This window comes from Algoriphagus sp. NF (assembly GCF_028823735.1).
GTDB classification, from domain to species: Bacteria; Bacteroidota; Bacteroidia; order Cytophagales; family Cyclobacteriaceae; genus Algoriphagus; species Algoriphagus marincola.
Map to the genome: position 1 here is coordinate 1 of NZ_JAPEIB010000017.1, position 25,766 is coordinate 25,766.

Below are 25,766 nucleotides of genomic sequence, written 5' to 3' on the forward strand. Positions count from 1 at the left end.
TAATTGAGGGCAACTCTTTATCAAAAGAATGATGTTTATCTACTGATTCACCACAAGCAAACGTAAAAATGATGAAATACAATAAGGTCGCTCTGTTCATTTTTCTATTTATCTAATATTAAATTTGAGACAGAAGTTACTATCCTTCTGTCTCAAAACATTATTCCCCTAACCCAGGAGTGCATGGATTTCTCTGACACTCTTTTGAGCCCCAATCACAATCGTTACCAATCTGGATTACATCCCCTTGATAAATCACAAAACATTGAACAAGCTTCTTATTTTGGTCAAACATGCTCTGAGCTTCTGAACGATTGCTTAACATAAATATGAACATTAAAGTCACCAAAGCAAACCTTATTGAACTCAAAAATATCTTTTTCATAATATTAAAATTAAGTTATTCAGAAAAACCTTCACCACATGGATTAGGAATACAAACTTTATTACCAAATTCACAATTATTCCCATACTTAGTGACATCCCCCATCTCATTCACAATTTGACATGCCACAAATTTGTAGTATGGGGGAAAAAGCAAATTAGCATTAGTGGTAATAAAAAACCCAAAAGAACACAGCATAACTAAACAAAATTTAATCAATTTTTTCATCTTTTCCATAGTATCAAGTGGTTAATTGTTAGAAATAATTAAATGAATGGTTGATTTTAAGTATTCTAGTTCACACTTCCAAATCCCTTAGGATCAGAACCTTCCAATTCTTAGAAAAGTACAAGCTGAAAAACGGGTTTTTTCGGAATAAAATTCCGAATTAGTCAAAAAAAAAAAAAAAACAGTTGATAATTGTAGTAGAATGTGTTTAACAAAAATATTTCATCGAATTTCAACTATTTTTAAATTATTTTCGATTCTTGGAAAAACCCAACGATAATTTTAGCGGAAATATCTATTTGTAGGAAAATAAAGAAATCATCCTTTAAAGAAATCAGTTTTCTGATTCACGTTCTAAAAATTTTCGAAGAATTAACCTTCTGAATTTAAACTGGCTCAAAAATCGTGATATGTGTCAAATGCAAACCAAATGCCTACAATTTACCCCTTTTCTCATTTCAACCCACCTACTGCTTACTACTTACCATTTACAACCTAAGACTCAATTGGAATACTTCTCTCCGCTTGATTCGACCCCTTTTCGCCAAGGTAATAGTAAAATACCTACTGCACCGCAGGCTCCTGCTGACTTAGACAGTGAAAACTCCCCAATCCCCAGATGATATCCGTACTATCGATTCCAATTACTCGTCTTTCCGGAAAGCAATCATTCAGGATATCAAGAGCTTTCTGATCCTTTTTATCCCGAAAAGTCGGCACCACCACCACCTCGTTCCCAATGTAGAAATTGGCATAGGAAGCAGGAAGCCGCTGATCTTCCCAAATTACCGGACTGGGCATGGGAAGCTCTACAATATTCAACTGCTTGCCGTTTTCCAGACTCATCTTCTTGAGCATTTCAAGGTTTTCGGCCAGAATCTCGTGGTTTTCGTCGGATTTGTTTTCCTCCACCACGGTCACCACGGTATCCTCATTCACAAAACGGGTGATGTCGTCGATATGCCCATCCGTATCATCCCCGATAATGCCATCTCCTACCCATAGGATATGCTTCACTCCATAATAATCGCAGAGGTATTTTTCGATTTGAGCTTGGCTGAGGTGTGGGTTACGGTTCTCATTCAAGAGACAAGCCGTCGAGGTCAAAAGTGTTCCTTTTCCATTGAATTCCACCGAACCGCCCTCCATGACAATACCTGGCTTGAAGCAGGGAAGGTTCAACTCCTCTGCTATTCGGATGGGAATCTGATTATCCAAATCATAAGGAGGATACTTATCTCCCCAGGCATTGTAATTCCACTTGACGATGGCTTTTTTTTGTACTGCTTTAGGGTTGATCAGAAAGGCAGGTCCATGGTCTCTACACCAAGCATCATTCGTTGGGAAAAAGTGAAAGAATATCTTGCTCAGGTCCGCTCCGGCTTTTTCCAGATGTGCCAAAGCAAAAGCCTTCATGGCTTCATCCGCCACATTGATATTGACTTTTTGGCCCTTGGCTACTTCCTTGATAAACTGGGAATAGGGCGCAAAAATCTTCTCAATTTTACCTGGCCATGACTCTTCCTTATGTGGCCAGCTAAGCCACATGGATTCCTGAGGTGCAAATTCCGCTGGAAAATAATAGCCCAACTCAGCTGGAGTCGCTGCTCCAGATCGAGCCAATTCAAATACATCAGCCATCTTTATTCCTCGTCTAGGTAACGCTTGGTAATCGGTTCGTAACTATCAATGCGGCGATCTCGGAGAAAAGGCCAATGCGTACGGTATCGATCCGACCCAGTAAGGTCCAGCTCCTCTACATGCACTTCCTCCTCCAGGTGAGGGGCTTTGTACACCACCCGACCAAAAGAGTTGGCTACAAAAGATCCTCCCCAAAACTGCATCTCACCTTCTACGCCTGTACGGTTGACTGAAACTACCGGAACTCCATTAGCAACGGCATGGGAGCGCTGAATGGTTTGCCAAGCGCCATATTGCTCATCATTGGTGAGTTGGTCCTGATCCTTATGCCAGCCGATAGCCGTAGGATACACCAAAAAGTCTGCGCCTTTCAAAGCAGTAATACGAGCCGCCTCCGGATACCACTGATCCCAGCAGATCAGCACGCCGATCTTGCCAAATTTGGTTGGGAAAACCTTATAACCCAAATCGCCCGGGGTGAAGTAAAACTTCTCAAAATAGCCCGGATCGTCAGGAATATGCATTTTCCGATATTTGCCAAGGTAAGTTCCGTCAGCATCAAGAACTGCCGTGGTATTATGATACAACCCCTCAGCCCTCTTTTCAAAAAGGGAAGCGACAATCACCACACCCAATTCTTTGGCCAAAGCACCTAGAGATTCCGTCGAAGGGCCGGGAATGGCTTCGGCGAGTTTGAAGTTTTCATAATCCTCCACATCGCAGAAATACAGCGATCTAAAAAGTTCTTGCAGGACAACCACTTGAGCGCCTTTTTGGGCGGCAGTACGGATTCCTGCGATAGTTTTCTTCATATTTTCGGCCACATCCCCAGAGCAACTGAGCTGAACGAGACCTACTTTGACGTTTTTATTTGACACGGCTGAAGGGTTTAATTTCTGCCATAAAGGTACGGGAGTGAAAAGGGAATGGCAAATGGGATTTGGAATTGGAAAATTGAAAAATTTGAAAATTTAAAAATTATCGAATTCTCTTTTACTAATTCACTAAATTCTATTGCTATTAGGATACCTACTTAGAAAATAGAAATACTTCATAAACAAAAGATCAAAACTTCTGAATGTAAATCCTAAACTTTGCACTAAATGGATAAAGTATTGGAGTTGTATCACCTGCTTTGTAAAAACTTCCCGAAAGAGTACCTTCTACAATACTAATTTCTTCATCAAATTTTGTGATCTCCATTAATATTGTTTGATCTGTGGGTTCTGGTGAGATATTGGGGCCAGAGTAGCTTAAAGCATAGGAATCACCACCTACTAATAAACCTTGTGTAGTTTGATTTTCAAATTTCCCTACTTTCAGAGGATTCGATGGGAATATCAATAAATCAACACAGTCCCTATTCTTATCCGGACCACAATCCCGGCTCAAAACAATTGAAATATTATTACCAAAATAATTATAAAACAAGGCATTTACCCCAGGTTCACCTGAATTGTTTTTTTCAAATCCTGAGTTTGGTATCAAATCTACCTCAGGGATTTCAGCACGGAAATTTTTTCCATCAATTTCTATATCGAAATAAAGTGAATCTTCTAGCTCTTCTTCTACAGGAATTTGAGGGTCTTCAGATTCAGTACAGGCAAAAAGGAAAACAGCAACTAGAAGGCAACCTACATTCCAAATTTGAGTTTTGCGATAATTTTTCATTATGGTAGTTTAGTTAGATTTTTATACAAAAAAAATATATCCAATCTTTAAATCCTATAAACTTCATTGAAAAAATTATTTATTTTCAAATCAGTTTGAAATATGAAATGATTCATATTTATCCCATGAAGAAAAAGCTAACATTAATCTTAGTCAATACAATTTTTGTTTCGTTAAGTGTTTATTGCCAAATCAAAGAAACCTTCCTTACAATTCCTGAAAGAAAAGCAAATGCAGAAGGGGGTTCAGAGTTTATGCACCGAATCAAATCCCTGCCTCTTTCTGAGCGAGAGGAGGAAATCTATAAGGTCTTATCTTCAGGTAATTTGCCTGATTTTTTAAGAAAACCGGTCATATTGAAGGGGAGTTTTAAAGATGCATTAGGAGAAGAGCATGAAGTGATTTACCAGGCTATGCCCGACTATTTAGCGGTAGGTTCAAATGAAGATTATTGCCGAATCCCCATGAATCCTCATACAGCTCAAAAACTTGCCGATTTATTTGGAGGATCGTTGATTACTGCAAAAATCAGTGATCATCTTTATGAAAATGCAACTATCAAACTATCGCCTTTTTTCTACAAACCTGTGGGCAATCAAAATGAAAGCGTAGAAAAATTTGTCGATCACAACAACCAGATCGAATTGCAAAAAAAGGAAGCAGGTGGGCAAAACGGACAACTAATCGCCGGAATCAAAAAGGACATTATTCTATCCCATCAACTCAGTGACTTATCCAATAAAGTAATCATCTATGGATGGCATCAATTGGATGGAAAACCCATACAGCCAGTCTATGCAGGGCACGTGGACTGGTACGTGGATTACAGCCATGGAATCCGGCTGATTAGTCAACTAGTCAAAGTTGATGGAAAGGAAATTCCAATTTCCCGGATTTTGAGTGATCCAATTTTATTTAAGCTCATAAGTGATGAAGAAGAACCGGTGCTCCAAACCAGATATCTTGAAAAAAATAGTCAGCAATAATCTAAAAATATCCCTTGAGCCAAACTTCTTTTGATTTTTCACAAAGGAAGGTCATCTCAAGACCCAAACTACTCCACCGGCCCCAGCTTCCCCTTAGCGGCATTTTTCAGGTCATGCGAGGAATAAAACTTCCCCCCTTTGATCACCGTGTGTACACTGCGGGTTCGATTGATATCTTCGATAGGATTTCCCCGAATGACCATCATATCCGCCCATTTTCCAGGGCTGATGCTCCCTGCTTTATCCGCAATTCCCAAGGCCTCTGCATTTTGCTGGGTAGCTAAATAAATCACCTCTCCCGGGGAAATCCCGATCTCAACCATGGCTGCCATTTCCCGATGGATAAAAAACCCACCTATTCCTCCACCCAGGTAATTATCCAAAAGTAAGGGTCGGTCGGTACCTACGGTGATTAAGCCACCGGCATCATAAAAGCGCTTGAGTGTTTGTTGCTTTACCGGATAGATCAAAGCACAAAGCTCATTAAAGGCAGAAGCTGTTTTGGATCGAATAATCTCACGAGTAAAAGGGGTGAAATATTCATTTTCAATCGCGAAGTCAAAGAAAATGGGCGAATCAACCATGCCAATTGCTCCATAGGTAGCCAAAGTGGCGTCAAAGTAAACCCCATTATCGATATACAATTGAATAATCTCATCCAACCTTGGATCTGAGTGATCTAGAGACTTTAAACTTTGATAGGCGTCTACAGAATCCGCTAATAATCTTCCACCCAGAAAATGTTCGACACGATCAATTCCCATTTCAATGGCTTCCTGAGGATTGACGGAGTTTCGGTAGCCGGAATTCAAATGCCCGGTGACAGTCAGTCCGTGTTTGTGAGCCTGATCGATCAATACTTTGAGTTGCTCTGCATTTACACCCTTGGCTTTAAAACCATAAGCTCCCCGTCCGGCCCACTCATCGACTCGTTGCCTAATTTGAGACTCTGAAATATCCGGGTTCCAATCGGGTGCTGCTGTGCCAAAGTATGGACCCGAGTGGAGTATTCTAGGCCCTGGGATTTGTCCTGCATCGATTTTTTGCTGCAAATCCCACATTTTCTCTGGCTCAATCTCCCCGGCAGGAAAGGTGCTGGTGACTCCATTTGCCAGAAAAATCTTTGGCATCGCTACCGTATCATCATAGGCCTTCCCCTCATAGCTTACCCGATAGTGGGCATGCAGGTCGATCAAACCCGGCAGAATATAATCCTCATCGGAAAGCTTTTTGACCTGCCAGTTGGTAATATTTTCACTGCCCGTTCCAAATAAGCCGTTGACCACATAAATGGCCGAATTCTTTTTAAAGGCCTTAGTCTCGGTATCATAAACCCAGCCTCCGGTGATTATCTGATATTGGGAAAAAGCTGGGAATGTGGTAAAAATCAGAAAAAGCGAAAGGAGGATGATTTTTTTCATTTGTGAAATTAAAAATATTAGACGATTGAATTTAAGTAAATCTTTATCAAAAAAGCGAATATCAGTATAAATCCATCTTTTATAAATCCCCTTTGCCAATCTCCCGATAAAACCTACTTTTAATCAACCTTAAACCCATTAAAACCATGAAAAAACTACTTTTACTCACCGCTCTAGTGATGATGAGTTTCTCCTTTGTAAATGCTCAAAAAGGAACTAAAGAACGTATCAAAATCCATAGTCAAGCGCTAGAAGGCAACCTCATCGGCGATCCTGCCGAACGAGATGTGACTGTCTACCTTCCTCCCTCCTATGCCTCTAATTCAGACCGGCGTTTTCCCGTGCTATACATGCTTCACGGATTTACCGATACCGATTCTCAATGGTTTGGCTGGGAAGACCACTGGATTAACCTGCAAGATGTCATTGAGCAATCCCTAGCAGCCGGACTTTCCAAAGAAATGATTGTGGTCATGCCCAATGCATATAACACATTCAAAGGTAGCATGTATGCGAGTTCGGCTACCATAGGAGATTGGGAAACCTTCGTCACCCAAGAGCTGGTCAGCTACATGGACAAAAACTACCGAACCATCCCGGACAAAAATAGCCGAGGACTCGCCGGTCACTCCATGGGGGGCTACGGCACCTTGCGATTAGGTATGAAAAATCCGGATATCTATGCGGCTATTTATGCCTTGAGTCCTTGCTGTATGGATGGAGCAGCGTCAACCAATCCGGAATTGATGAAAAAGCTCGAAAGACTTACTCCAGATCAACTGGCAGAAACTTCCTTCTTCGAAATAGCGGCTTTGGCTACTTCGGCAGCTTTTGCACCCAATCCACAAAACCCACCACTCTACCTTGATCTTCCAGCAAAAGATGGGGAGCCCCAGCAAGAAGTCATCAATAAAATAATCGCAAACCGGACCCTTAACTTTGTAGATCAGTACATTTTGAATCTGAAAAAATTCAAGGCAATCGGAATGGATGCCGGACTTCAGGACCGAGGAATCAGTGAGGCCACAAAAAAGTTGCACGAGCTGCTGGAATCTTACGAGATTCCTCATTTCTATGAAAGCTATGAAGGCGATCACCTCAACCGTATTGCCGAACGCATCAAAACCAAGGCTTTACCTTTCTTTTCTGAAAGCCTAGCCTTTTAAAAAGGCCATTAGCCCAAAAAAGACATCTAGGTTTTCTGAAATTGAATTCCTATTTTTCCAAAATGAAACAATAGAAACAAATTCCATGAAAAAATTACTTCTTCTCTCCAATTTCCTTTTTGTGCTTGCCTTGAGTTCGACCGCTCAGGAAGCCTTATTCAACGCTCAGCAAATTGTTTCTCCTGAAATCCATGAAGACAATTCAGTTACATTCCGCCTTTTTGCTCCCAATGCTGATGCGGTAGAAATTACCGGGGACTTTTTACCTACGGTAAAGATGGAAACGCCCATGGGAGAAATGGACGGTCCCGGTAAAGTAGAATTGACCAAGGATGAAAATGGTCTCTGGAGCTACACTTCCGAAAAACTAGGCCCCGAGCTTTACAATTATGCTTTTCTGATCGATGGCTTTCGAACCACTGACCCAAACAATCCATTCTTAATCCGTGATGTAGCAAGCTCTACGAATATTTTTATCATCGGAGGCGGACATGCCGAACTCTACAAAACCAATGACATCCCCCACGGATCTGTCACCAGGAGATGGTATGATTCCCCGGGACTGGATATGGATAGAAGAATCACGATTTATACACCACCGGGTTATGAAAAATCATCTGCAGAATATCCTGTACTTTATCTATTACATGGAGCAGGTGGAGACGAGGAAGCGTGGATATCCTTGGGCCGTACTGCCCAAATCATGGATAACCTGATTGCCCAGGGAAAAGCCAAACCCATGATCGTCGTGATGCCAAATGGTAATGTGATTCAGGACGGAGCTCCCGGGGAGGGAAGTAGAAATTATTACAAGCCACAATTCATGATCCCCAAAACCATGGATGGAACCTATGAAGGAGCTTTTGAGGATATTATCAATTTTGTGGAGAGCAATTATCGGGTGAAAGCGAATAAGGAAAATCGCGCTATTGCAGGCCTTTCAATGGGAGGTTTCCATACGCTTCATATTTCCAGATACTATCCAAATACTTTTGATTATATCGGCCTTTTCTCTGCAGCTATTATGCCACGGGAAGATGCTACTGGAAAGGTTTACAGCGATTTTGATCAAACCCTGCAAGTCCAAATGGAAAATGGCTACAAACTCTACTGGATCGCTATCGGAAAAACCGACTTTCTATACGATGCCAATACTGCTTATCGAGCCAAACTGGACGGAATGAATATGCCCTACGAATATGTAGAATCTGAAGGAGGACATACTTGGAGAAATTGGCGAGTCTATTTAAGTCAATTTGCTCCGCAGCTTTTCTAAAAAAAATCAAACAACCACCAACGCTAAAAACGCTGCCTCAAAAAAGGCAGCGTTTTTTATTGGAAGGTCAAGCACTAAATAAGCTTCGTGCCATAATCACTAGAGTTTTCAACCACAAATTTTAAATGTAGTAATTTCTATTTGGGAGAATATCAATCCTTAATGCCCTTTATCATTCAACCTCTTCCGCTCCCGAAGGAAGCTTTTGGACAATTCTGAATTGCCCTTTGGTCACTTTTACTTCCTTGCCATCTTTCGTTTTGAATGTACCGGCAAACTGACCTTCCACCGTACCAATAAACTGGCTAAAAGTCCCATTCATAAAGTTGTAAGTCGTCTGCTTTCCGTCAAATGTGATGATTTTGACGGTGGCAGAAGATTCTGGAATTCGCTCCTCCTCCAAAAAACCATAATCATGTGCAGAATAAGCGTAATACTTGGTTCCCTCTTTCTTCACAAATCCCATCATAAAAAGATTGTTTCCAAAAGTACCATTACCAGGACCCAAATCATGCCCAGCCTCATAGGTTCCGGTACCCAAAGGTATCCAGTTGAAGCCAGCAAAATTAAAATCATTACTTGGTCCCCACATATTGACAGAGATCGATTTGTCCGTATTTAGTGTATTGAGAATTTCCGCATAATTACTCACTTCCACCCCGTCAATTTCCATTACATAGCGACTTTCATCTCCCGAAAGTGTAAAGGGAAAATTCAAGTCATTCGTCAACTGCTGATTATCATCTGGCTCCATATCTTCCCCCTCCGTACAGGAGATCATTACAAACCCAAATGCAAGAATCCAAATCCAGTTAAAAAGCCTTTTTTTCATTTTTTGTCATAGTTAGATCCTCGTCAAAATTGATTGAAAAGCAGTTTATTGCCTATACGGCATTTGCCCTAAATTCAGATTTTAAATACAGTCCTTACCTTTTAGGAGAAAAATTATTGGAATTAGCTTTGGCTTAGATTTGAGCCTTGGACATATCTAGAAGCCACCATTCCTCAAAAAGAATTTGTACTCTGACACAGGCTGCTTAATTTCCAGCTTAAGTACAAAGATTCTCATATGAAAAATAGATACCTCTTACTCCTGCTTTTTCTAGGCTTTTCGATGACAAGTCAAAGCCAAGAACTAACAAGCGAACTACTTAACGGGCTAAAACTCCGAAATATCGGACCTGCGACGATGAGTGGGCGAATAGTAGATCTTGCCGTACTCGAATCAGATCCTTACACCTTCTATGCTGCCACTGCGACAGGTGGCGTTTGGAAGACGACAAACAATGGGGTCACTTTTGAACCTATATTTGAAAATGAAGGAACTCACTCAGTGGGTGCCATCGCTCTTCATCAAAAACATCCCAATATCGTATGGGTCGGCACCGGAGAGCGAGCCAATCGCCAAAGCTCTTCCTGGGGAGATGGTGTCTACAAGTCACATGATGGCGGTAAGACTTGGGAAAATGTAGGATTAAAAGACTCGCATCATATCGGTCGAATTGTACTTCATCCCACGGATACCTTGGTCGCATACGTCGCTGCCATCGGTCACCTTTGGGGACCCAATGGGGAACGAGGCCTTTACCAAACCAAGGACGGAGGCAAAACCTGGGAGCGAATCATTTATGTGAATGAAGATACCGGTGTCACAGACGTGGCCATGGACCCTTCAGACCCAAACATCCTCTATGCAGCCACCTATCAAAGAAGAAGAAGACCTTATGGATTTCATGGTGGAGGACCTGGAAGTGGACTTCACAAGTCTACCGATGGAGGCAAAACCTGGAAAGAACTGAAAAACGGACTACCTGAAGGGGATTATGGCCGAATAGGGATCTCCATCTATCGAAGCAATCCTGAAATAGTCTACATTTCCTTGGAGCAAGGCTTTCAATACAACGCCTCCACAGCCTACAATGAGCGTCGGGCAGGATTATACCGGAGCAAAGACAAAGGAGAAAGCTGGGAACTCATGAGTGATTGGAATCCAAGACCCATGTACGCTTCCCAGCCATTGGTGGATCCCAGCGATGAGTCTCGCATTTACATGATGAATCAGTATAGCTATTCCAGTGATAGCGGTAGAACATTCATCGCTCCTCGCCAAACCCTCCATGGAGACGATCGGATTCTTTGGGTCAATCCAAAAGACTCCAGACATGTCATCAAAGGAGATGATGGAGGGATTGGAATATCGTATGATCGAGGTATCAAATGGCTATTTATTAGCAATTTACCAGTCAGCCAATACTACCGAATTGCCGTTGACAATGCCAAACCTTACAATGTGTACGGAGGCCTTCAGGACAATGGAAGCTGGGTAGGCCCAAGCGAAACTTACCGAGCTGACGGAATTATCAATGAGGACTGGAGACGACTGGGAGGCGGAGATGGTTTCTTAAACCTAGTCGATCGAAATGACCCGAATGTAGTCTATACCGAATCACAATACTTGGGACTTTCCCGACTCGATATGAAGACGGGACAACGTCAGGATATCCGTCCAGGCGACCCTCAAGGAAAAATCAGTGCCCGAAGAAATTGGGATGCCTGGGGTCCTGGGATCCCGGAACCGGAACTTGGCAATGCCATGGCGCCTGCCAACTGGGACGGTCCGTTTTTCCTCTCACATCATGATCCCAATACGATCTATGCCGGCACCAATGTCCTTTGGAAAAGTACCGACAATGGAGCGACCTGGACTTCACTGGGAGATTTGACAACCCAAGTAAATCGTAGAGAACTCCTCATTATGGGACAAAGACCTGATGAAAACACAGCTTCATTGGATGATGGAATCCCCTACTACCCCACCCTAACCGCTGTGGCCGAGGATCTATTCAAACCCGGTGTGCTGTATGCAGGAACAGATGACGGATTGCTTCAAGTCTCTTGGGATGATGGACAGACTTGGAATGATGTAACTTCCCAACTTGGGGGATTACCCAAAGAAACTTGGATCAATACCATCGAAACATCCAGCCACCAAGCCGGAAGGGCCTACGTCGCCATCAATAACTACCGGAATGATGACTTCAATAATTACATCTATCAAACCGATGATTATGGTAAAACCTGGAAATCCATAGAGGGGAACCTACCGGAAAATCGAGTTGCCAGAACCCTAAGAGAAGATCCGAAAAACCCGAATCTACTCTATTTGGGAACAGAGCTTGGCCTATTCATTAGTATCGATCAGGGAAAGAATTGGGTGGAACTCAAAAGCAATATGCCTACTCTCCCATTCAATGACTTGGTGATTCATCCACGTGATAATGATTTGGTTTTGGGTACACATGGACGGGGGGTATGGATTCTTGACCATGTAAATGCACTTCAGGAAATGACTCCTGAGGTCCTAAGGCAGGATGCCGCACTCTTCTCCATCGCTGAGGCGGAAATCATCAATTACACTCGCGATGGAGCGCATACAGGAGATATGTACTACCGAGGCGAAAATCCTGATTTCGGAGCAGCTATTGATTTCTATCTTCGAGAATCAGTTTCCCCTGATGCGATCAAACTGACGATTTTTGATGCGAATGGAAAAATGGTGGATGAAGTCAAAGCACCAACTAAAGCAGGATTGCATCGGGTGATGTGGAACCTGCGATACCAAACAGAGGCATCAGGCACAAGACGAGGTAGAATCTCAGGTCCTTATGTTTTACCTGGGCTCTACACTGCCAAACTGGAAGTCAATGGAAAATCACAGGAGCAAAAATTTCAGGTCAGCGATGATCCGAGATTGAATATTCCGATAGATATCCGAAAGGAATGGACCGCCTCCCAAATGGAGGTTTTGGCTCTTTATGCCGAGGTAGCTGAGGATCAAACAGCCATCAATAAACTGGATGACCAACTCGAAAAATTAGAAAAAGAAGGAATCTCTTACGATGAAAATACTGCGGCTCCACTGAAAGAAATCAGCAGAAAATACGGAGAATTGAGTCGGAGAATCCGGTCATTATACTCTGAAATTAGTGACTATATCGGACCTTGGACAGCAGATCAAAAGTCACAGTTTGACTACTACCAATCGATGAGGACTAAACTACGAGAAGAACAAGAGGATGTAATCCAAAATACCGTTCCAAAAATCAACCGCGGACTTAAGAAGGAAAATAGATTGACAGTTTCTCAATAGGTCCCAAAATTGAGAGTTTTCACAAAGCACTGACATTTGACAGGTCAGTGCTTTTTTTGTTTGCATCTTTCTCACCGAAATATAAAGTCCATTCAAGAATTGCTTGTATTTTGGAATTCTTAAATCTAGATCGACATGAACATTTTCAATATCATCACGATTTTGACCATTCTTTCAGCTGGTTTTGCCTTTATCAATACCAAATTCTTGAAGCTTCCCTTCACGATAGGCTTGATGATCATCGCCATCGTTTTCACCATTGCGGTGTATATACTGGGATCTTTTAATCCCTTCATCTTAGAGGAAGCCAATTTATTGATCAACTCCATCGATTTTGAAACGGTTCTACTCGATGTGATGCTGAGTTTTTTACTTTTTGCTGGGGCACTCCATACCAAACTAGACGCGCTCAAAAGACAAAAAGGCCCCATTGCGTTATTCGCCACCATCGGTGTAGTCATCTCCACTTTTTTGATAGGGACGCTGATGTATTATTTATTTCAGGCATTCAGCTATCCCATTGATTACATCTACTGCCTGCTATTTGGAGCACTGATTTCCCCCACTGACCCGATTGCAGTTTTAGGGATTTTGAAGGAAGCAAATGCACCAAAAAAACTAGAAACCAAGATCGTCGGCGAGTCACTTTTCAATGATGGAGTGGGTGTTGTTGTCTTTATTGTGATTTTCAAAATCGCCCAACAAGGCCTGGACTCGATGTCATTTGGAGATGTCGGACTGCTGTTCGTTGAGGAAGTTATCGGAGGAATAGCTCTTGGGTTGATTGCCGGTTGGTTGGCTTTCAGACTGATGAAAGCCATCGATAATTTTGAGACCGAAGTGATGATCACCCTCGCTTTAGTGATGGGAATATCGGCTTTAGCGCATTATTTGCATGTTTCAGGGCCTCTCGCAGTGGTCGTGGCGGGAATCTTCATTGGCAACAAGTCCCCTGAAATCGCTTGGTCGCCCAATACTCAAAACTATGTAGATAAATTCTGGGAATTAATTGATGTTTTGCTCAATGCCCTTTTATTCGTTTTGATCGGCTTAGAATTGTTAATCGTTTCGCTGGATAGCACCTATGTGATTTTTGGAGTATTTGGAATCGTGATTTCGCTTCTGTCAAGATTTGTTGCCCTTTCTGGACCAGTTTCCCTATTTCAAAAGAAGTTGGACTTTATCCCAAAAACGAATCTGATTATGACATGGGGAGGAATCCGGGGTGGCATTTCCATAGCCTTGGCGCTTTCACTCGAGCCGCAGATGGGACGAGAATTATTTTTGACCATTACTTACCTCATTGTGATTTTCTCCATCATCGTTCAAGGATTATCCATCGGTCCCTTGGTCAAAAAAGTCATTTCCAAATCTGGAGTAAACAATGCTTAACAGAGATTTTTATAGAATACAATCAATTGATAATCAGCAAATTGATTGCTTAAAAATAAAGTATGATTATCCGCAATGTTTCCAATAACCGAATTTTCTTTGCTAACCTAGTCGGATGTCCGATGTCAGATGACGGATGATAGCATAAATCGATCAATTTCGCAGAATTTTTACCGCGAAATTTCAGCCCTGGTAAGAAAACGGACATTCATTAAATGATGTAATCAATAAGCTTTTCCCAAAAACAGAGCAAACTATGCGGGGAGAAGTCCAGCTTCGATTTCAAAAAAATCATGTAGCCAAATATTTTTTTGTAAAATTTCATTTACTTTGCATTACAAAGTACTTTTAAAATGAAAAATCCCCAACAAGAATTAGCTGAGATCAAATCCATGATGGAGCGCAGCACGCGTTTCCTTTCTTTAAGTGGACTATCGGGTGTACTAGCTGGAATTTATGCATTGATTGGTGGCGGGATCGCCTGGTATTGGCTTTATTTTCCAAAAAGCCAATGGGGCGATTCAAGCCAACTATTGAACAGTTCCTCCTTATTGCCCCGATTATTACTCCTGGCAATTTCGATTCTCTTATTGGCTGTTGGCACCGCTTGGCTACTCAGTAAGCGAAAAAGCAAACAGAAATCACAGGTGTTTTGGAACAGTGCCAGTAAGCGGTTTATTCAAGCGCTGTTTATTCCCGTTTTGGTTGGTGGGCTTTTCACCTTTGCGCTGATTCATGAATCAGCTTTCCAATTGATTCCTGCCAACCTATTGATTTTTTATGGTTTGGGTCTAGTTGCTGCTTCTAATTTTACCTTAGGGGAAATACAGAAACTAGGCTTCTTTCAGTTGATCTTGGGAATAATGTCAGCCTTCTTTCCTGATTATGGCTTGTGGTTTTGGGTTTCTGGTTTCGGAATTTTACATGTGGTATATGGCGCCTTGATGTACCAAAAATACGATCGCTAAGGTGAAGGGGAATTACGATAAAGCATTTGAAAATGTCGTCAGACTGCGGGTCATGTCCATCCTGATGGTCAATGAGCAGTATGACTTCAATTCATTTAAAGAAACCCTGGAAGTGACAGATGGGAATCTTGCATCTCACCTTCGCAACCTGGAAAACCAAGGCTATATAGCCGTAGAAAAGACATTTGTGGGCAGAAAGCCGCAAACCAATTATTCGGCTACAGCATCAGGAAAAAAAGCCTTTCAGGATCATTTGGATTTTCTGGAGCAATTGATCAAAGAAAACAAAAACTAAAAAAATTTATCCATTCACTTTGAAATACAAAGTACTTTCATTTAAAATAAAATCTAAAATCATGAACACAAATCAAGCCCCCTTTCTTCCTCGCAACCTAAAAGACTTATTACTCCCAGCTGTACTAGGTGCAAGCCTTCCTTTGGCCTGGTTGGTTTTCATTATCCTTATGAAAGAAGATCTATTCGAATCTTGGATGTATTATCCTCTAGTCATCATCCCTTTGGGTGGTGCTGGTGGTGGCTTATTCTTTTATTTGATGGGATTTCATTGGTTTCCCGAAGGAAATAAAAAATTAATAGCGGTGATATTCAGTATCATTTTCTATTTCTTTTCACTTTGGATAAGTGCCGTAACTGCCTTTGCCATTACAGGACATTGGAATTGAAAATCATGCATATAGATATCCGAAATCTGACCACTACCCTAATTCGTTTTGCTCACCACGCTGGAAGCCGGAAGAATGAAGATCGAAGCAACAACTATCTAAACTTCAAGACGAATTTTAAGCCATATCAATTTCATACTGCCAGAAAAGCAGAAACTCAGAATCATTAAATTTAATCTAAAGCAGCACCTAATATGAAAAAAAAAATCCTATCCCATCTCGACCAGGCAGAAGAGTTGGAAAAACTTTATAGAAAGAATAAATCTGAATTCAAAAAAGCATTCTTGGACATCTATCCAAGTATTCAAAACCAATCTCCGGTTTCGGATTTTTGGAAAGCACGGCTCCAAACTCCATCGGATAGCATTCAATGGGGAGAAAAATCAGAATGGATATTTTTAATTGTAGCATCTTTAGCAGCTGGAATTTATGCTAAGCTCCCAGCTATTTTCCCCATCAATGAGGATTTCTTTTATCCCAAAAATCTTGGACTGATGGTTTTCCCTTTTGTTTCAGTCTATTTTGCTTGGAAAAATAAGCTTTCACAGAAAAGCACCATCATTCTTACCCTATCCTTTCTTGCTTCGCTGCTTTATATCAACCTTCTACCTGATAATGAAAGTAGTGACACGCTGGTTCTGGCTTGTATTCACTTACCCATTTTACTTTGGGGACTAATGGGCTATTCTTTTGGAGGGGAAAATTGGAAAAGTTCGGAAAGCCGATTGGGCTTCCTTCGATTCAATGGTGATGCCATTATCATGGGTGGATTATTGGTCCTTTCGGGAGGAATCCTTTCGGCAATTACGATTGGACTCTTTAGCCTGATTGGTTTGAGAATTGAGGAGTTCTATATGGAATACATTGCCGTCTTTGGATTGGCTTCTATCCCATTAATTGCCACCCACCTGACCCAAACCAATCCGCAATTGGTCAATAAAGTCCCACCGATAATCGCTCGAATTTTCAGTCCGCTTGTTTTAGTGATGCTCTTGGTTTACTTAGGAGCAATCGTATATGCGGGCAAGGACCCTTACAATGACCGGGAGTTTCTATTGCTCTTTAATTTGCTTTTGATTGGCGTGATGGCATTGATTTTTTTCTCGATTGCAGAGAATAGCCAAGGAAAAAATCAAGCTTCCCAAAACTGGCTTTTGCTGCTTTTAGCCTTAGCTACTTTGCTTGTAAATGCTGTTGCCTTGTCAGCCATCATATTCAGGATCAACGAATGGGGATTCACCCCTAACCGCACGGCGATTTTGGGAATTAATATACTTATGATGGTACATTTGATTTGGGTAGGAAAAGACCTCTTTTTGACTGTTAGATCCAGGAAAAGCATTAATCAGGTCGGGCAAACCATCTCCAATTTCTTACCTGCCTATTTGGTTTGGACTGGATTTGTAACTTTCCTATTCCCAGTTGTATTTGGTAACATTTAAAAAGTCTACCCAAAAAAAAATTGGGCGAATTCGAGCCCTCATTATAATTTGGAGAATTACTGAATTCGCTCAATTTTAATTTTGATCAAAAATCACTTCTCAAATACAATCGCCTCCGGATTGGCTCCCAGCTCTTCCAGCGCTTTGCTGACTGCTTTGATCATAGGTTCGGGTCCACAGACATAGAATTCCTGCTTGAAATCAGAAACATGTTTCTGTAAAAATTCTTTGTCAATTCGACCATGGGCATGACCTTCTTTTTCTTCTTGATCCAAGATGGAAATGAAATTTTCCCCAAGGGTATTTTCAAACCAATCTTCCAGAATCACATCCTTGGAAGTTTTATTTGCGAAAAGCAAACTATTTCCGTCTACTTTTCCCTGAGCTTTCAAACTTTTGAAAATCGCTATAAAAGGCGTGACCCCGGCTCCACCGGCAATGAAAATACCTTTCCCTTGGTACTGAATTGCTCCCCATGATTCATCGACCAAAAGTTCATCGCCCACTTTGAGACTGTCAATCTCTTTGGTCACTCCATCGTGATCGTGGTAGGATTTGATGACGAATTCTAGATGATCGTCCCCAGGAAGACAGGTAAAAGTGAATGGTCTTTTTTCTTCTGTCCAGCCTTCCTTATTGATTGCTACCTCGCAAGCCTGACCCGGCTCAAAAGAATAGCCGTTTGGCTTTTCTACTTTAAACTGCTTCACATCATGCGTAAGCTTCTGAATATCTACTATTTTGACTTTATCTGGCATAAAAATTTTTTAAGGTTAGTTCTATTATAGAAAAAGATTTGAGTACAAATTGTTCCATCGAATCTAACAATCAGGGATATACTCTACTCATTTCCTTCCTTCCATTTATCCAAAAAAGGGATCATTTTCATGTATATGAATTAACTTAGGGTCAAATTAAAAATCACTATGAAGACACTCCTATCAAACCTTGGAATTGCTGGTCTTTTGGCTTTAAGCCTAGGATGCAGCCCCCAATCCAATGAACAAACCGAATCAAACGAAGAGACAAGTATGGAATCAACAAACTTCGGAGGCTTGGCCCTTTACACCCTTCGAGATGCAATGGGCTCCGATCCGAAAGGCACACTCCAGAAAGTAGCAGATGCAGGCTATGCCTACGTAGAGGCTGCAGGCTATGCTGATGGCAAGTTTTATGGCATGGAGCCGGCAGAGTTCAAAAGCTATCTCGAATCGATCGGCTTGGATGCCAGAAGTACGCACATGGGTGGCGTGACTTTGGAAAATGCCGATGAGCAAATTGCAGCCACTAAAGCAGCTGGATTTGAATACTTTGTGATTCCAGTTCCTCCAATGGGTATGTTTACTTTTGGTCCTGATGGAATGGGAATGAAAGGAACACCAGAAGAATTGGTGAGCATTCTATCTGAAATCGGTGAGAAATGCTCTGCTGCTGGACTTGAGCTTCTATATCACAACCATGACTTTGAGTTTAAGCCAATGGAAGATGGCACGATCCTGACAGACTATATTTTAGAAAATACAGACCCTGCTCACGTCAACTATCAAATGGACTTATTTTGGGTAACGAAAGCTGGTGCTGACCCAGTAGCCTACTTCGAAAAATATCCGGGTAGGTTCAAAGCTTGGCATGTCAAAGACATGAGTGAAGCTGGAGAATTTGCCCCTGTAGGTACAGGCACAATTGATTTCGCTCGAATTTTGGCGGAAAAGGACCAATCGGGAATGGAATATTACCTAGTTGAGCAAGACAATACTTTTGATCTTGATCCACTTGAAGCCATTAGAATCAGTCATGATGGATTGAAAAAGTTTGGATTTAACTAATCGAAAAAACTACGAGAAAAGGCCACCTTGTTTGATTTCAAGGTGGCCTTTTTCATTAATATTCAATCATTTCAATAGCAGCGTCAAATTTCTATGGGTAGAATTATGGCCGATGTATCCATAGCCATTGGTGGTCCTGGCCCAGGCTGTAAGCACAAAGCTGTAGGCACATGTTTGAGGTGGACGCCAATTACCACTAGATGGTATCAATAGATTCGTATGACCTGCCCAATTACCTTTCGAGAGATCATAACTTTCACTGAAAATTCCAGTGGCTTGATTTTCACCGTAGGTGGCTCTGAATTGAATTGCACGAAGGTTTCCTTGTGGATCGTGTGCTGTAATTCTAAAATTCAATCCATCGGGTGCAGGTCCAATTGTTTCGATCGCACAGGCAGACACCTCACTCCTTCCGTGCTTGATACTCTCGATGTTCACTCCCGGTAGATGATTATCGATGTAAATATTGACCGTATCCGTCGCAGCAACCGTTCTTCCTTTGTAAAATATCACGGTGATTTTGTGAATTCCTGGAAGCAAAGCTATGGTAGGAAATTGGATCAATAAGTCATCGATCGAGTAATCTATCGCAGGATTTGCCAATTGATAATAGCCCAAAGCTGAAGCGGAAAAGGTCTGGAGCACATAAGAAGATCCATTCCATCGATAGTTGGACCAATTGCTAAGCAACTTCTGAGCAGAGCCGGTAGGTGGGTCAATGAGAACCCGGTATTTTCTTGCTCCCTGCGCCCATAGCTGCTGTAGTTTGGTACGATTGCCAATCACATTCAATGTCCCTCCAAAGGCAGCATTTTGAACGTAAGTGTAATAGCCTGCATCCGTAGTCGCCCTTCCTGTAGATTGATTGATATTCGATTTTGGAATCAAGCCAATGCCTCCAATTACAGGGCCGGCTAATTTGTCAGGGATTCCAGGTTTTCTGGACAAAATAATCTGTCTCAGCTTTTTGAAATCCTTGAAAAAATTCCCTGGGAAATCTGTCGTAAAACCAGGTCTAGTGGATTTGACCCGAAAACCGAAATAGGAATAAGGCGGACTCAAGGGCCATGAAAGGGCGATATTGATTTCTTTTAGATCAATTTTAAACTTCCAAATACGATGGGATGCTGAGGATGCCTCGCTTGAGCCAAATTCTTGAACCACTTCCGAACTACTAGGGTCATTCAAAATACCTGTCCACCTCGCTGGCCCGAGGTAATACTGTCGAGCCAACTTATTTGGCTGGCCTGGGTAAAGGGCATAGTTGATGTCATAATTAGCAGTGATGGCCCGGTCTCTATTTCTGTCAAAAGAAAGCCAGAAGTAATCACCGGTACCAGAATCATTACCTGTGTCCTGAACTACATCAATTGCCAGGTAGAGAAATTGTGCATCGTTCTTTGCCAAAACTTCTCCGCGGGAGAATTTCAGCTTTCCTGCACCATCCCAAGCACCACCGGAGAGCGGGCTATTGATGTCAATCGGAGTGACTGCCCAAGTACTTTTTAGCGGAAGCGCAAAAAGGATGGGCGATGTGATGGTTAAATTTTTGATTTTTGCCATGATAATATGGGGGTTAAAATAAGGGAAAGAAAAGGTGTCCAAGTGGACATGTTCGAATCAATATCCCGAAGCTCTACCTGAAGGTGGTAAGTGGGAACCGTAAACAATCTAGCCATGAAGGCTATTTATCAGTTTGAAAATCAGTGTATTAAAAGGTAATTATTTTTAAAGCAAAAGGAAAGAATTCGAAAGTTTTTAACTTTACTTTCTATAAAAAACGACATGTCAAATTGATTTTATACAAAGAAAAGCACTCCTAAAAGTATCTTCTATAAAGGAAACTCGCCGGGGTTCTTTCTAAAATTGATTTACTCCCAAGCGCTTTTGTTAATTTCAACTGTAAACCGTCGATTCAAGAAACCCATGCAAAGCAATACCACTTTGATCATCGTAGTCGTAGTTTTGGCCCTCCACTTCTTGGTTGGTATTGGATGGCTACTCTACAAAATGGCAGGATCAAAAAAACCTGATAATGATTCTTGATTCCAAGGCTGATCCTGAATGATTTTCTATGAACTTTTTTAAAAAATTGCCATAATTCCTAGAAAGGGAATAATTTCCGCTTTCGAAATCCAAAATCAATCCTAAAATGCAAGCATTTCTATTCTCAATGGCTCTCTGTTTTCTAAGTCTCAGCCTCAGTGCACAGAGCTCTTTTATCCAAAATAAAGTCATAGCCCACCGGGGTGCTTGGAAAAAGAATGAGCTTCCACAAAACTCCATCGCCTCCCTAAGAGAAGCCATTCGGCTGGGTTGCGAAGGATCTGAATTTGATGTATGGATGACTGCGGATGAAGTGTTGGTCATCAATCATGATGTAGACTTTCAGGGATTGGACATAGAGCATGAAACCTATGAGACCTTACTGAGCAAAAAACTCCCAAACGGAGAAAAAATACCCACTCTTGAAGAATACCTTCGAGAAGGAATGAAGCAAAAGAAGACGAAACTGATTTTGGAATTTAAGCCCTCAGAAATCAGCACCGAAAGAAGTGAGCGAGTGGGAGAATTGGCAGTGCTTACGGTTCAGAAACTTCAGGCGCAAGATTGGGTAGAGTATATCACCTTTAGCTATGAAGGTGGTTTAAAAGCCATCGCTACCGACCCTACCGCAAAGGTGGCCTACTTGACCGGAGACAAATCACCTGCAGAACTCAAGGAAGCAGGGTTTTATGGCTTTGATTACAACTTTAGAATTCTTCAACTGAAGCCAAACTGGATTGAGGAAGCCCGCCAACTGGGACTTACCACCAATTCTTGGACCGTTAATGACCCGGAGGTGATGCAATTTCTGCTTGATAAAAAAATAGACTTTATCACCACAGATGAGCCAGAGACACTTTTGAAAATGGTGGGAAAATAAATTTTGACTCGAAATAAAAATCCCGAGAAAGGTTCAGAGCACATCTCGGGATTTTATTTATTTCTTTTCGAAGCGATTACTTGGCTGGAAGGAGTTTGGATCGAACTTCTCCAAAGCCAACTCGCACGCCTTCTTTTTCTGCGTATCCCTTAAGGATCACCGTATCTCCATCTTCAATGAATTTTCGCTCTTCGCCAGTATCCAGTTTGACCGGTTTGCTTCCTTTCCAGCTGAGCTCCAGCATAGAACCAAAAGAATCCTCTGTAGGTCCAGAAATTGTACCCGATGCCATCATATCTCCTACATTGATATTGCAGCCATTGACGGTATGATGCGCCAACTGCTGTGCAATATTCCAGTACATGTATTTGAAATTGGATCGGCACACTCTGCTTGCTTGTTTCACTCCTTCAGGCTGAATGTATGCTTCCAGGTTGATATCAAAGCTATGCGGCGTTTCACATTTCAAGTACGGCAAGACCTCCGGATCTTGGGTTGGGCCGTCTACTCGGAATTGATCCAAAGCTTCCATGGTAACTACCCATGGTGAAATGGAGGAGGCGAAGCTTTTCCCCAAGAATGGACCCAATGGAACGTATTCCCAAGCCTGAATATCCCTTGCAGACCAGTCATTAAACAAGACAAATCCGAAAATATAGTCTTCCGCTTCTTCTGTAGATATTGAGTCCCCAAGCTTGGTAGATTTTCCCGTGATGAATGCTAATTCAAGCTCAAAATCCATTCTCCTGCTCGGACCAAAAGAAGGGCTCTCCATATCTGGATCTTTGAATTGGCCTTTTGGGCGATGAATATTTACGCCTGAAGGAATAATAGATGAAGCTCTTCCATGATACCCTACGGGTAGATGCTTCCAATTTGGCAACAGTGCATTTTCTGGATCACGAAACATCTTTCCTACATTGGTAGCATGCTCCATGGAGCTATAGAAATCCGTGTAATCACCGATTTTGACCGGAAGAAGCATCTCCGCTTCTTTTCGGTTGACCATTACCTTTCCACGGATGGAATGGTCACGAAGCTTTTCATTATCAGCCAGAAGCAATTCTTGTACGCGCTCTCTGATTTTTTTGGTTTGAGTTTTACCCAAGGCAATCAAATCATTAAGTGCTTCGCTTAAAAAGATACCTTCTGGGAGAAAAAGATCCGAAAAGAATCCTTCCTGATCCAAAATGCTCAAGTCAACAATCTTATCACCAATTGCAATTCCAACCCTAGGACTTAGCCTTTTATTCTTGAAAATGCCAAATGGCAGATTATAGATGGTAAAATCGGAATTTTTGGGAATCTCCACCCACGTTTTTAGCTCGTTCATCATTTATTGGCTACTGATCAAAAATTTGTGAGGGCAAATTTAAGCCTTCTCAATGAATACAAAAGATAATTACCATTTCATTGAAAAGAGTTTAAAGAAACTAAATCCTTAACTTTTACTTTCTTTAATTAACCTTATTTCCTAAAAACCCTAAGAAATACCTCTTATCATTATTTTTTTAGAATTATCAGATTGTAAAGGGTAATTTAAAGCAAATAAATTTTAACAGCACCATGAACAGAATAATACCCAAGACACTATTTACTGTCCTGATTTTTCTTTTCTCTATCCAGGTTTTTGGACAAGAAAAATCCATTTTGGACCAATTGGAAGAGGTCGCGATCGTCGATCAGAAAGTAATGATGCCAATGCGAGACGGAATCCGCCTAGCTACTGACATCTACAGACCCAAAACTGATGAGCCTGTCCCGATCGTATTCTCAAGGACTCCTTATAACTTCAACACCTATGGAGATGGTGAACTTCGTACCCGAACTATGCAATCTGCCCTTTCCTGGGTCAAAAAAGGATATGCCTATGTCGTTCAGAATGAAAGAGGGCGCTTTTTCTCTGAAGGTGAATGGGATATTCTCGGCACACCGCTGACAGATAGCTATGATGCTTTTGACTGGATGTCTGAGCAAAGTTGGAGCAATGGAAAAATCGGTCTCCTTGGCTGTTCCTCCACAGCAGAATGGCAAATGGCTGCTGCTTCTTTAGATCATCCTGCATTAGCAGCTTTGGTGCCACAAGGATTTGGTGCAGGAGTTGGTAAAATCGGAGACTTTGTAGAGCAAGGCAACTGGTACCGAGGAGGTGCTGGACAGATGCTGTTTACAGCTTGGCTTTATGGTACACAACATGACCCAATGGCTCCAAGACTTCAGCGAGGAATCGCTCAGGAGGACTTATTGAGATTGCAGCGCTTCTATGACATGGCTCCGGAATACCCAAGAGTTGATTGGAAGGAAGGCCTGGCGCATTTGCCTGTTCAGGACATTATCAAAAATGTAAATGGACCAAAAGGCATCTATGAAGAAATGATTACACGAAAGCCTAATGATGCACGCTGGTATCAGGGTGGACTATATCATGACGATATGCCTTTTGACAAACCAAGTATGTGGTTTGTTTCTTGGTATGATGTGTCCTCTTCACCAAACATCGCGCTTTACAATCACGCCAGAGAGAATGCTATCAGCCAAATGGCTAGAGACAACCAGTATTTGGTTATCGCCCCTGTTTTGCATTGCTCTTACACTCGAGCAACTGAAAACACCATCGTAGGTGAGCGGAGTGTAGGGGATGCCCGCTGGAACTATGATGAGGTGATTACAGCTTGGTTTGACAAGTGGCTGAAAGGAGAAGAAAGCAATACCATCAGTGAGCTTCCAAAAGTAACCTACTACACCATGGGCTCGAACGAGTGGCAGTCCTCAGATGTATGGCCTCCCAAGGAAGCTGTGATGACCAATTTCTACCTTGACTCAGAAGGAAATGCCAACACCCGAAATGGAGACGGGAAACTTGTTTCCAAGGCTCCAAAGAAAGAAAATCAAGATACATTTCAATACGATCCGATGAACCCTGTTCCCTCCTATGGTGGAAATGTATGCTGTACGGGTAATGCAGTCCAAGGCGGTGCATTTGACCAGTCTGAAATGGAGCTAAGGGATGATATCTTGGTTTATACTTCAGAACCTTTGGAGGAAGGTGTGGAAGTTTCAGGCTTTATTGAATCTTATTTGTATCTGAGTTCAGATGCCAAGGATACAGATGTCACCATCAAAGTCATCGACGTACATCCGGATGGAAAAGCCTACAACCTAGACGAAACTATTCAGCGGGTTCGATACCGTGAAGGCTATGACAAAGAAGTATGGATGGAAGATGGAAAAGTCTATGAGGTCAAAATGACTCCGATGAGTACGTCCAATTATTTTGATAAAGGACATCGAATCCGTATCGAAGTGACCAGCTCAAACTTCCCACGTTTTGACAGAAATATGAATACTGGTGGAAATAATTACGACGAAACAGAGGGAGTAGTAGCAACCAACTCTATTCATCATGGAGGGAAGTTCCAAAGTAGAATAGTACTACCAATGATAAAAAAGTAATAGCGGTTTTCAATATGGAGGGGCGAGGCCCCTCTTTTCTTTTAAAAAATCCTTTTCTGCCAAAGAATATTTACAAAATATCATTTCTACTTTCCTTTCATAATATTTTTTAACAATAAGTTGAAAATTAATCGAGGAATCCATTCCCTTTT

General features: G+C 41.8%; 21 protein-coding genes. 13 read left to right on the forward strand and 8 right to left on the reverse strand.

Annotated elements, in window-relative coordinates; genetic code table 11:
• Positions 1-1,177: 1,177 nt before the first annotated feature.
• From OU792_RS09800 to OU792_RS09810, 3 genes are all read right to left on the reverse strand, one after another.
• On the reverse strand, positions 1,178-2,254 hold the full coding sequence (locus tag OU792_RS09800; protein ID WP_134202746.1) for an agmatine deiminase family protein: 1,077 nt from the start codon (positions 2,252-2,254) through the stop codon (positions 1,178-1,180).
• Between the two features lie 2 nt (positions 2,255-2,256).
• On the reverse strand, positions 2,257-3,132 hold the full coding sequence (locus OU792_RS09805) for a carbon-nitrogen hydrolase (protein WP_134202747.1): 876 nt from the start codon (positions 3,130-3,132) through the stop codon (positions 2,257-2,259).
• Between the two features lie 187 nt (positions 3,133-3,319).
• On the reverse strand, positions 3,320-3,925 hold the full coding sequence (locus tag OU792_RS09810) for a hypothetical protein (protein WP_134202748.1): 606 nt from the start codon (positions 3,923-3,925) through the stop codon (positions 3,320-3,322).
• 125 nt (positions 3,926-4,050) lie between these two features.
• Between OU792_RS09810 and OU792_RS09815 the strand changes: the two genes are divergently transcribed.
• Positions 4,051-4,911: a hypothetical protein gene (locus OU792_RS09815; RefSeq protein WP_134202749.1), complete on the forward strand. Its 861-nt coding sequence runs from the start codon at positions 4,051-4,053 to the stop codon at positions 4,909-4,911.
• Positions 4,912-4,979: 68 nt separating this feature from the next.
• Here the strand turns inward: OU792_RS09815 and OU792_RS09820 are convergent, their stop codons facing one another.
• A complete protein-coding gene (locus OU792_RS09820) occupies positions 4,980-6,332 on the reverse strand; it encodes an amidohydrolase family protein (RefSeq protein WP_134202750.1) in 1,353 nt (450 codons plus the stop codon).
• Between the two features lie 146 nt (positions 6,333-6,478).
• Here OU792_RS09820 and OU792_RS09825 point away from each other — a divergent pair, with 146 nt between their 5' ends.
• Positions 6,479-7,498, forward strand: coding sequence for an alpha/beta hydrolase (locus OU792_RS09825; RefSeq protein ID WP_134202751.1), 1,020 nt, complete (start codon positions 6,479-6,481; stop codon positions 7,496-7,498).
• Between the two features lie 85 nt (positions 7,499-7,583).
• The gene (locus tag OU792_RS09830) at positions 7,584-8,774 is read left to right on the forward strand and encodes an esterase (RefSeq protein ID WP_274670061.1); all 1,191 of its coding nucleotides are present in this window, start codon (positions 7,584-7,586) and stop codon (positions 8,772-8,774) included.
• Positions 8,775-8,946: 172 nt separating this feature from the next.
• On the opposite strand, the gene OU792_RS09835 is transcribed toward OU792_RS09830, so the two are convergent.
• Positions 8,947-9,606 carry a hypothetical protein gene (locus OU792_RS09835; protein ID WP_274670062.1) on the reverse strand — a complete coding sequence of 220 codons (660 nt, stop codon included), beginning with the start codon at positions 9,604-9,606 and terminating at the stop codon, positions 8,947-8,949.
• Positions 9,607-9,843: 237 nt separating this feature from the next.
• Here OU792_RS09835 and OU792_RS09840 point away from each other — a divergent pair, with 237 nt between their 5' ends.
• From OU792_RS09840 to OU792_RS09870, 7 genes are all read left to right on the forward strand, one after another.
• Positions 9,844-12,924, forward strand: a complete 3,081-nt coding sequence (locus OU792_RS09840) for a VPS10 domain-containing protein (RefSeq protein WP_274670063.1) — start codon at positions 9,844-9,846, stop codon at positions 12,922-12,924.
• Positions 12,925-13,059: 135 nt separating this feature from the next.
• Complete coding sequence (locus OU792_RS09845) at positions 13,060-14,316, forward strand: cation:proton antiporter (RefSeq protein WP_274670064.1); 1,257 nt, start codon at positions 13,060-13,062, stop codon at positions 14,314-14,316.
• 353 nt (positions 14,317-14,669) lie between these two features.
• Complete coding sequence (locus tag OU792_RS09850) at positions 14,670-15,284, forward strand: hypothetical protein (RefSeq protein ID WP_274670065.1); 615 nt, start codon at positions 14,670-14,672, stop codon at positions 15,282-15,284.
• Between the two features lies 1 nt (position 15,285).
• A complete protein-coding gene (locus tag OU792_RS09855) occupies positions 15,286-15,579 on the forward strand; it encodes a winged helix-turn-helix domain-containing protein (RefSeq protein ID WP_274670066.1) in 294 nt (97 codons plus the stop codon).
• 61 nt (positions 15,580-15,640) lie between these two features.
• Positions 15,641-15,967 (forward strand): hypothetical protein, encoded by a 327-nt coding sequence (locus tag OU792_RS09860; RefSeq protein ID WP_274670067.1) that lies wholly within the window; start codon positions 15,641-15,643, stop codon positions 15,965-15,967.
• A 5-nt stretch (positions 15,968-15,972) separates the two neighbouring features.
• Entirely contained in the window at positions 15,973-16,137 is a 165-nt protein-coding gene (locus OU792_RS09865; protein WP_274670068.1) for a hypothetical protein, read from the forward strand.
• A gap of 24 nt (positions 16,138-16,161) precedes the next feature.
• A complete protein-coding gene (locus tag OU792_RS09870) occupies positions 16,162-17,409 on the forward strand; it encodes a DUF4153 domain-containing protein (protein WP_274670069.1) in 1,248 nt (415 codons plus the stop codon).
• Positions 17,410-17,501: 92 nt separating this feature from the next.
• Here the strand turns inward: OU792_RS09870 and OU792_RS09875 are convergent, their stop codons facing one another.
• Entirely contained in the window at positions 17,502-18,167 is a 666-nt protein-coding gene (locus tag OU792_RS09875) for an FAD-binding oxidoreductase (protein WP_274670070.1), read from the reverse strand.
• A 168-nt stretch (positions 18,168-18,335) separates the two neighbouring features.
• On the opposite strand from OU792_RS09875, the gene OU792_RS09880 reads away from it, so the two are divergent.
• Positions 18,336-19,235 carry a sugar phosphate isomerase/epimerase family protein gene (locus OU792_RS09880; RefSeq protein WP_274670071.1) on the forward strand — a complete coding sequence of 300 codons (900 nt, stop codon included), beginning with the start codon at positions 18,336-18,338 and terminating at the stop codon, positions 19,233-19,235.
• Positions 19,236-19,301: 66 nt separating this feature from the next.
• On the opposite strand, the gene OU792_RS09885 is transcribed toward OU792_RS09880, so the two are convergent.
• Positions 19,302-20,798, reverse strand: a complete 1,497-nt coding sequence (locus OU792_RS09885; protein WP_274670072.1) for a hypothetical protein — start codon at positions 20,796-20,798, stop codon at positions 19,302-19,304.
• 589 nt (positions 20,799-21,387) lie between these two features.
• Here OU792_RS09885 and OU792_RS09890 point away from each other — a divergent pair.
• Positions 21,388-22,161, forward strand: a complete 774-nt coding sequence (locus tag OU792_RS09890; RefSeq protein ID WP_274670073.1) for a glycerophosphodiester phosphodiesterase — start codon at positions 21,388-21,390, stop codon at positions 22,159-22,161.
• A 76-nt stretch (positions 22,162-22,237) separates the two neighbouring features.
• On the opposite strand, the gene fahA is transcribed toward OU792_RS09890, so the two are convergent.
• Positions 22,238-23,497: a fumarylacetoacetase gene (gene fahA, locus OU792_RS09895; protein WP_446698889.1), complete on the reverse strand. Its 1,260-nt coding sequence runs from the start codon at positions 23,495-23,497 to the stop codon at positions 22,238-22,240.
• Positions 23,498-23,727: 230 nt separating this feature from the next.
• On the opposite strand from fahA, the gene OU792_RS09900 reads away from it, so the two are divergent.
• Positions 23,728-25,614, forward strand: coding sequence for a CocE/NonD family hydrolase (locus OU792_RS09900; RefSeq protein WP_134202764.1), 1,887 nt, complete (start codon positions 23,728-23,730; stop codon positions 25,612-25,614).
• Positions 25,615-25,766: the final 152 nt, after the last annotated feature.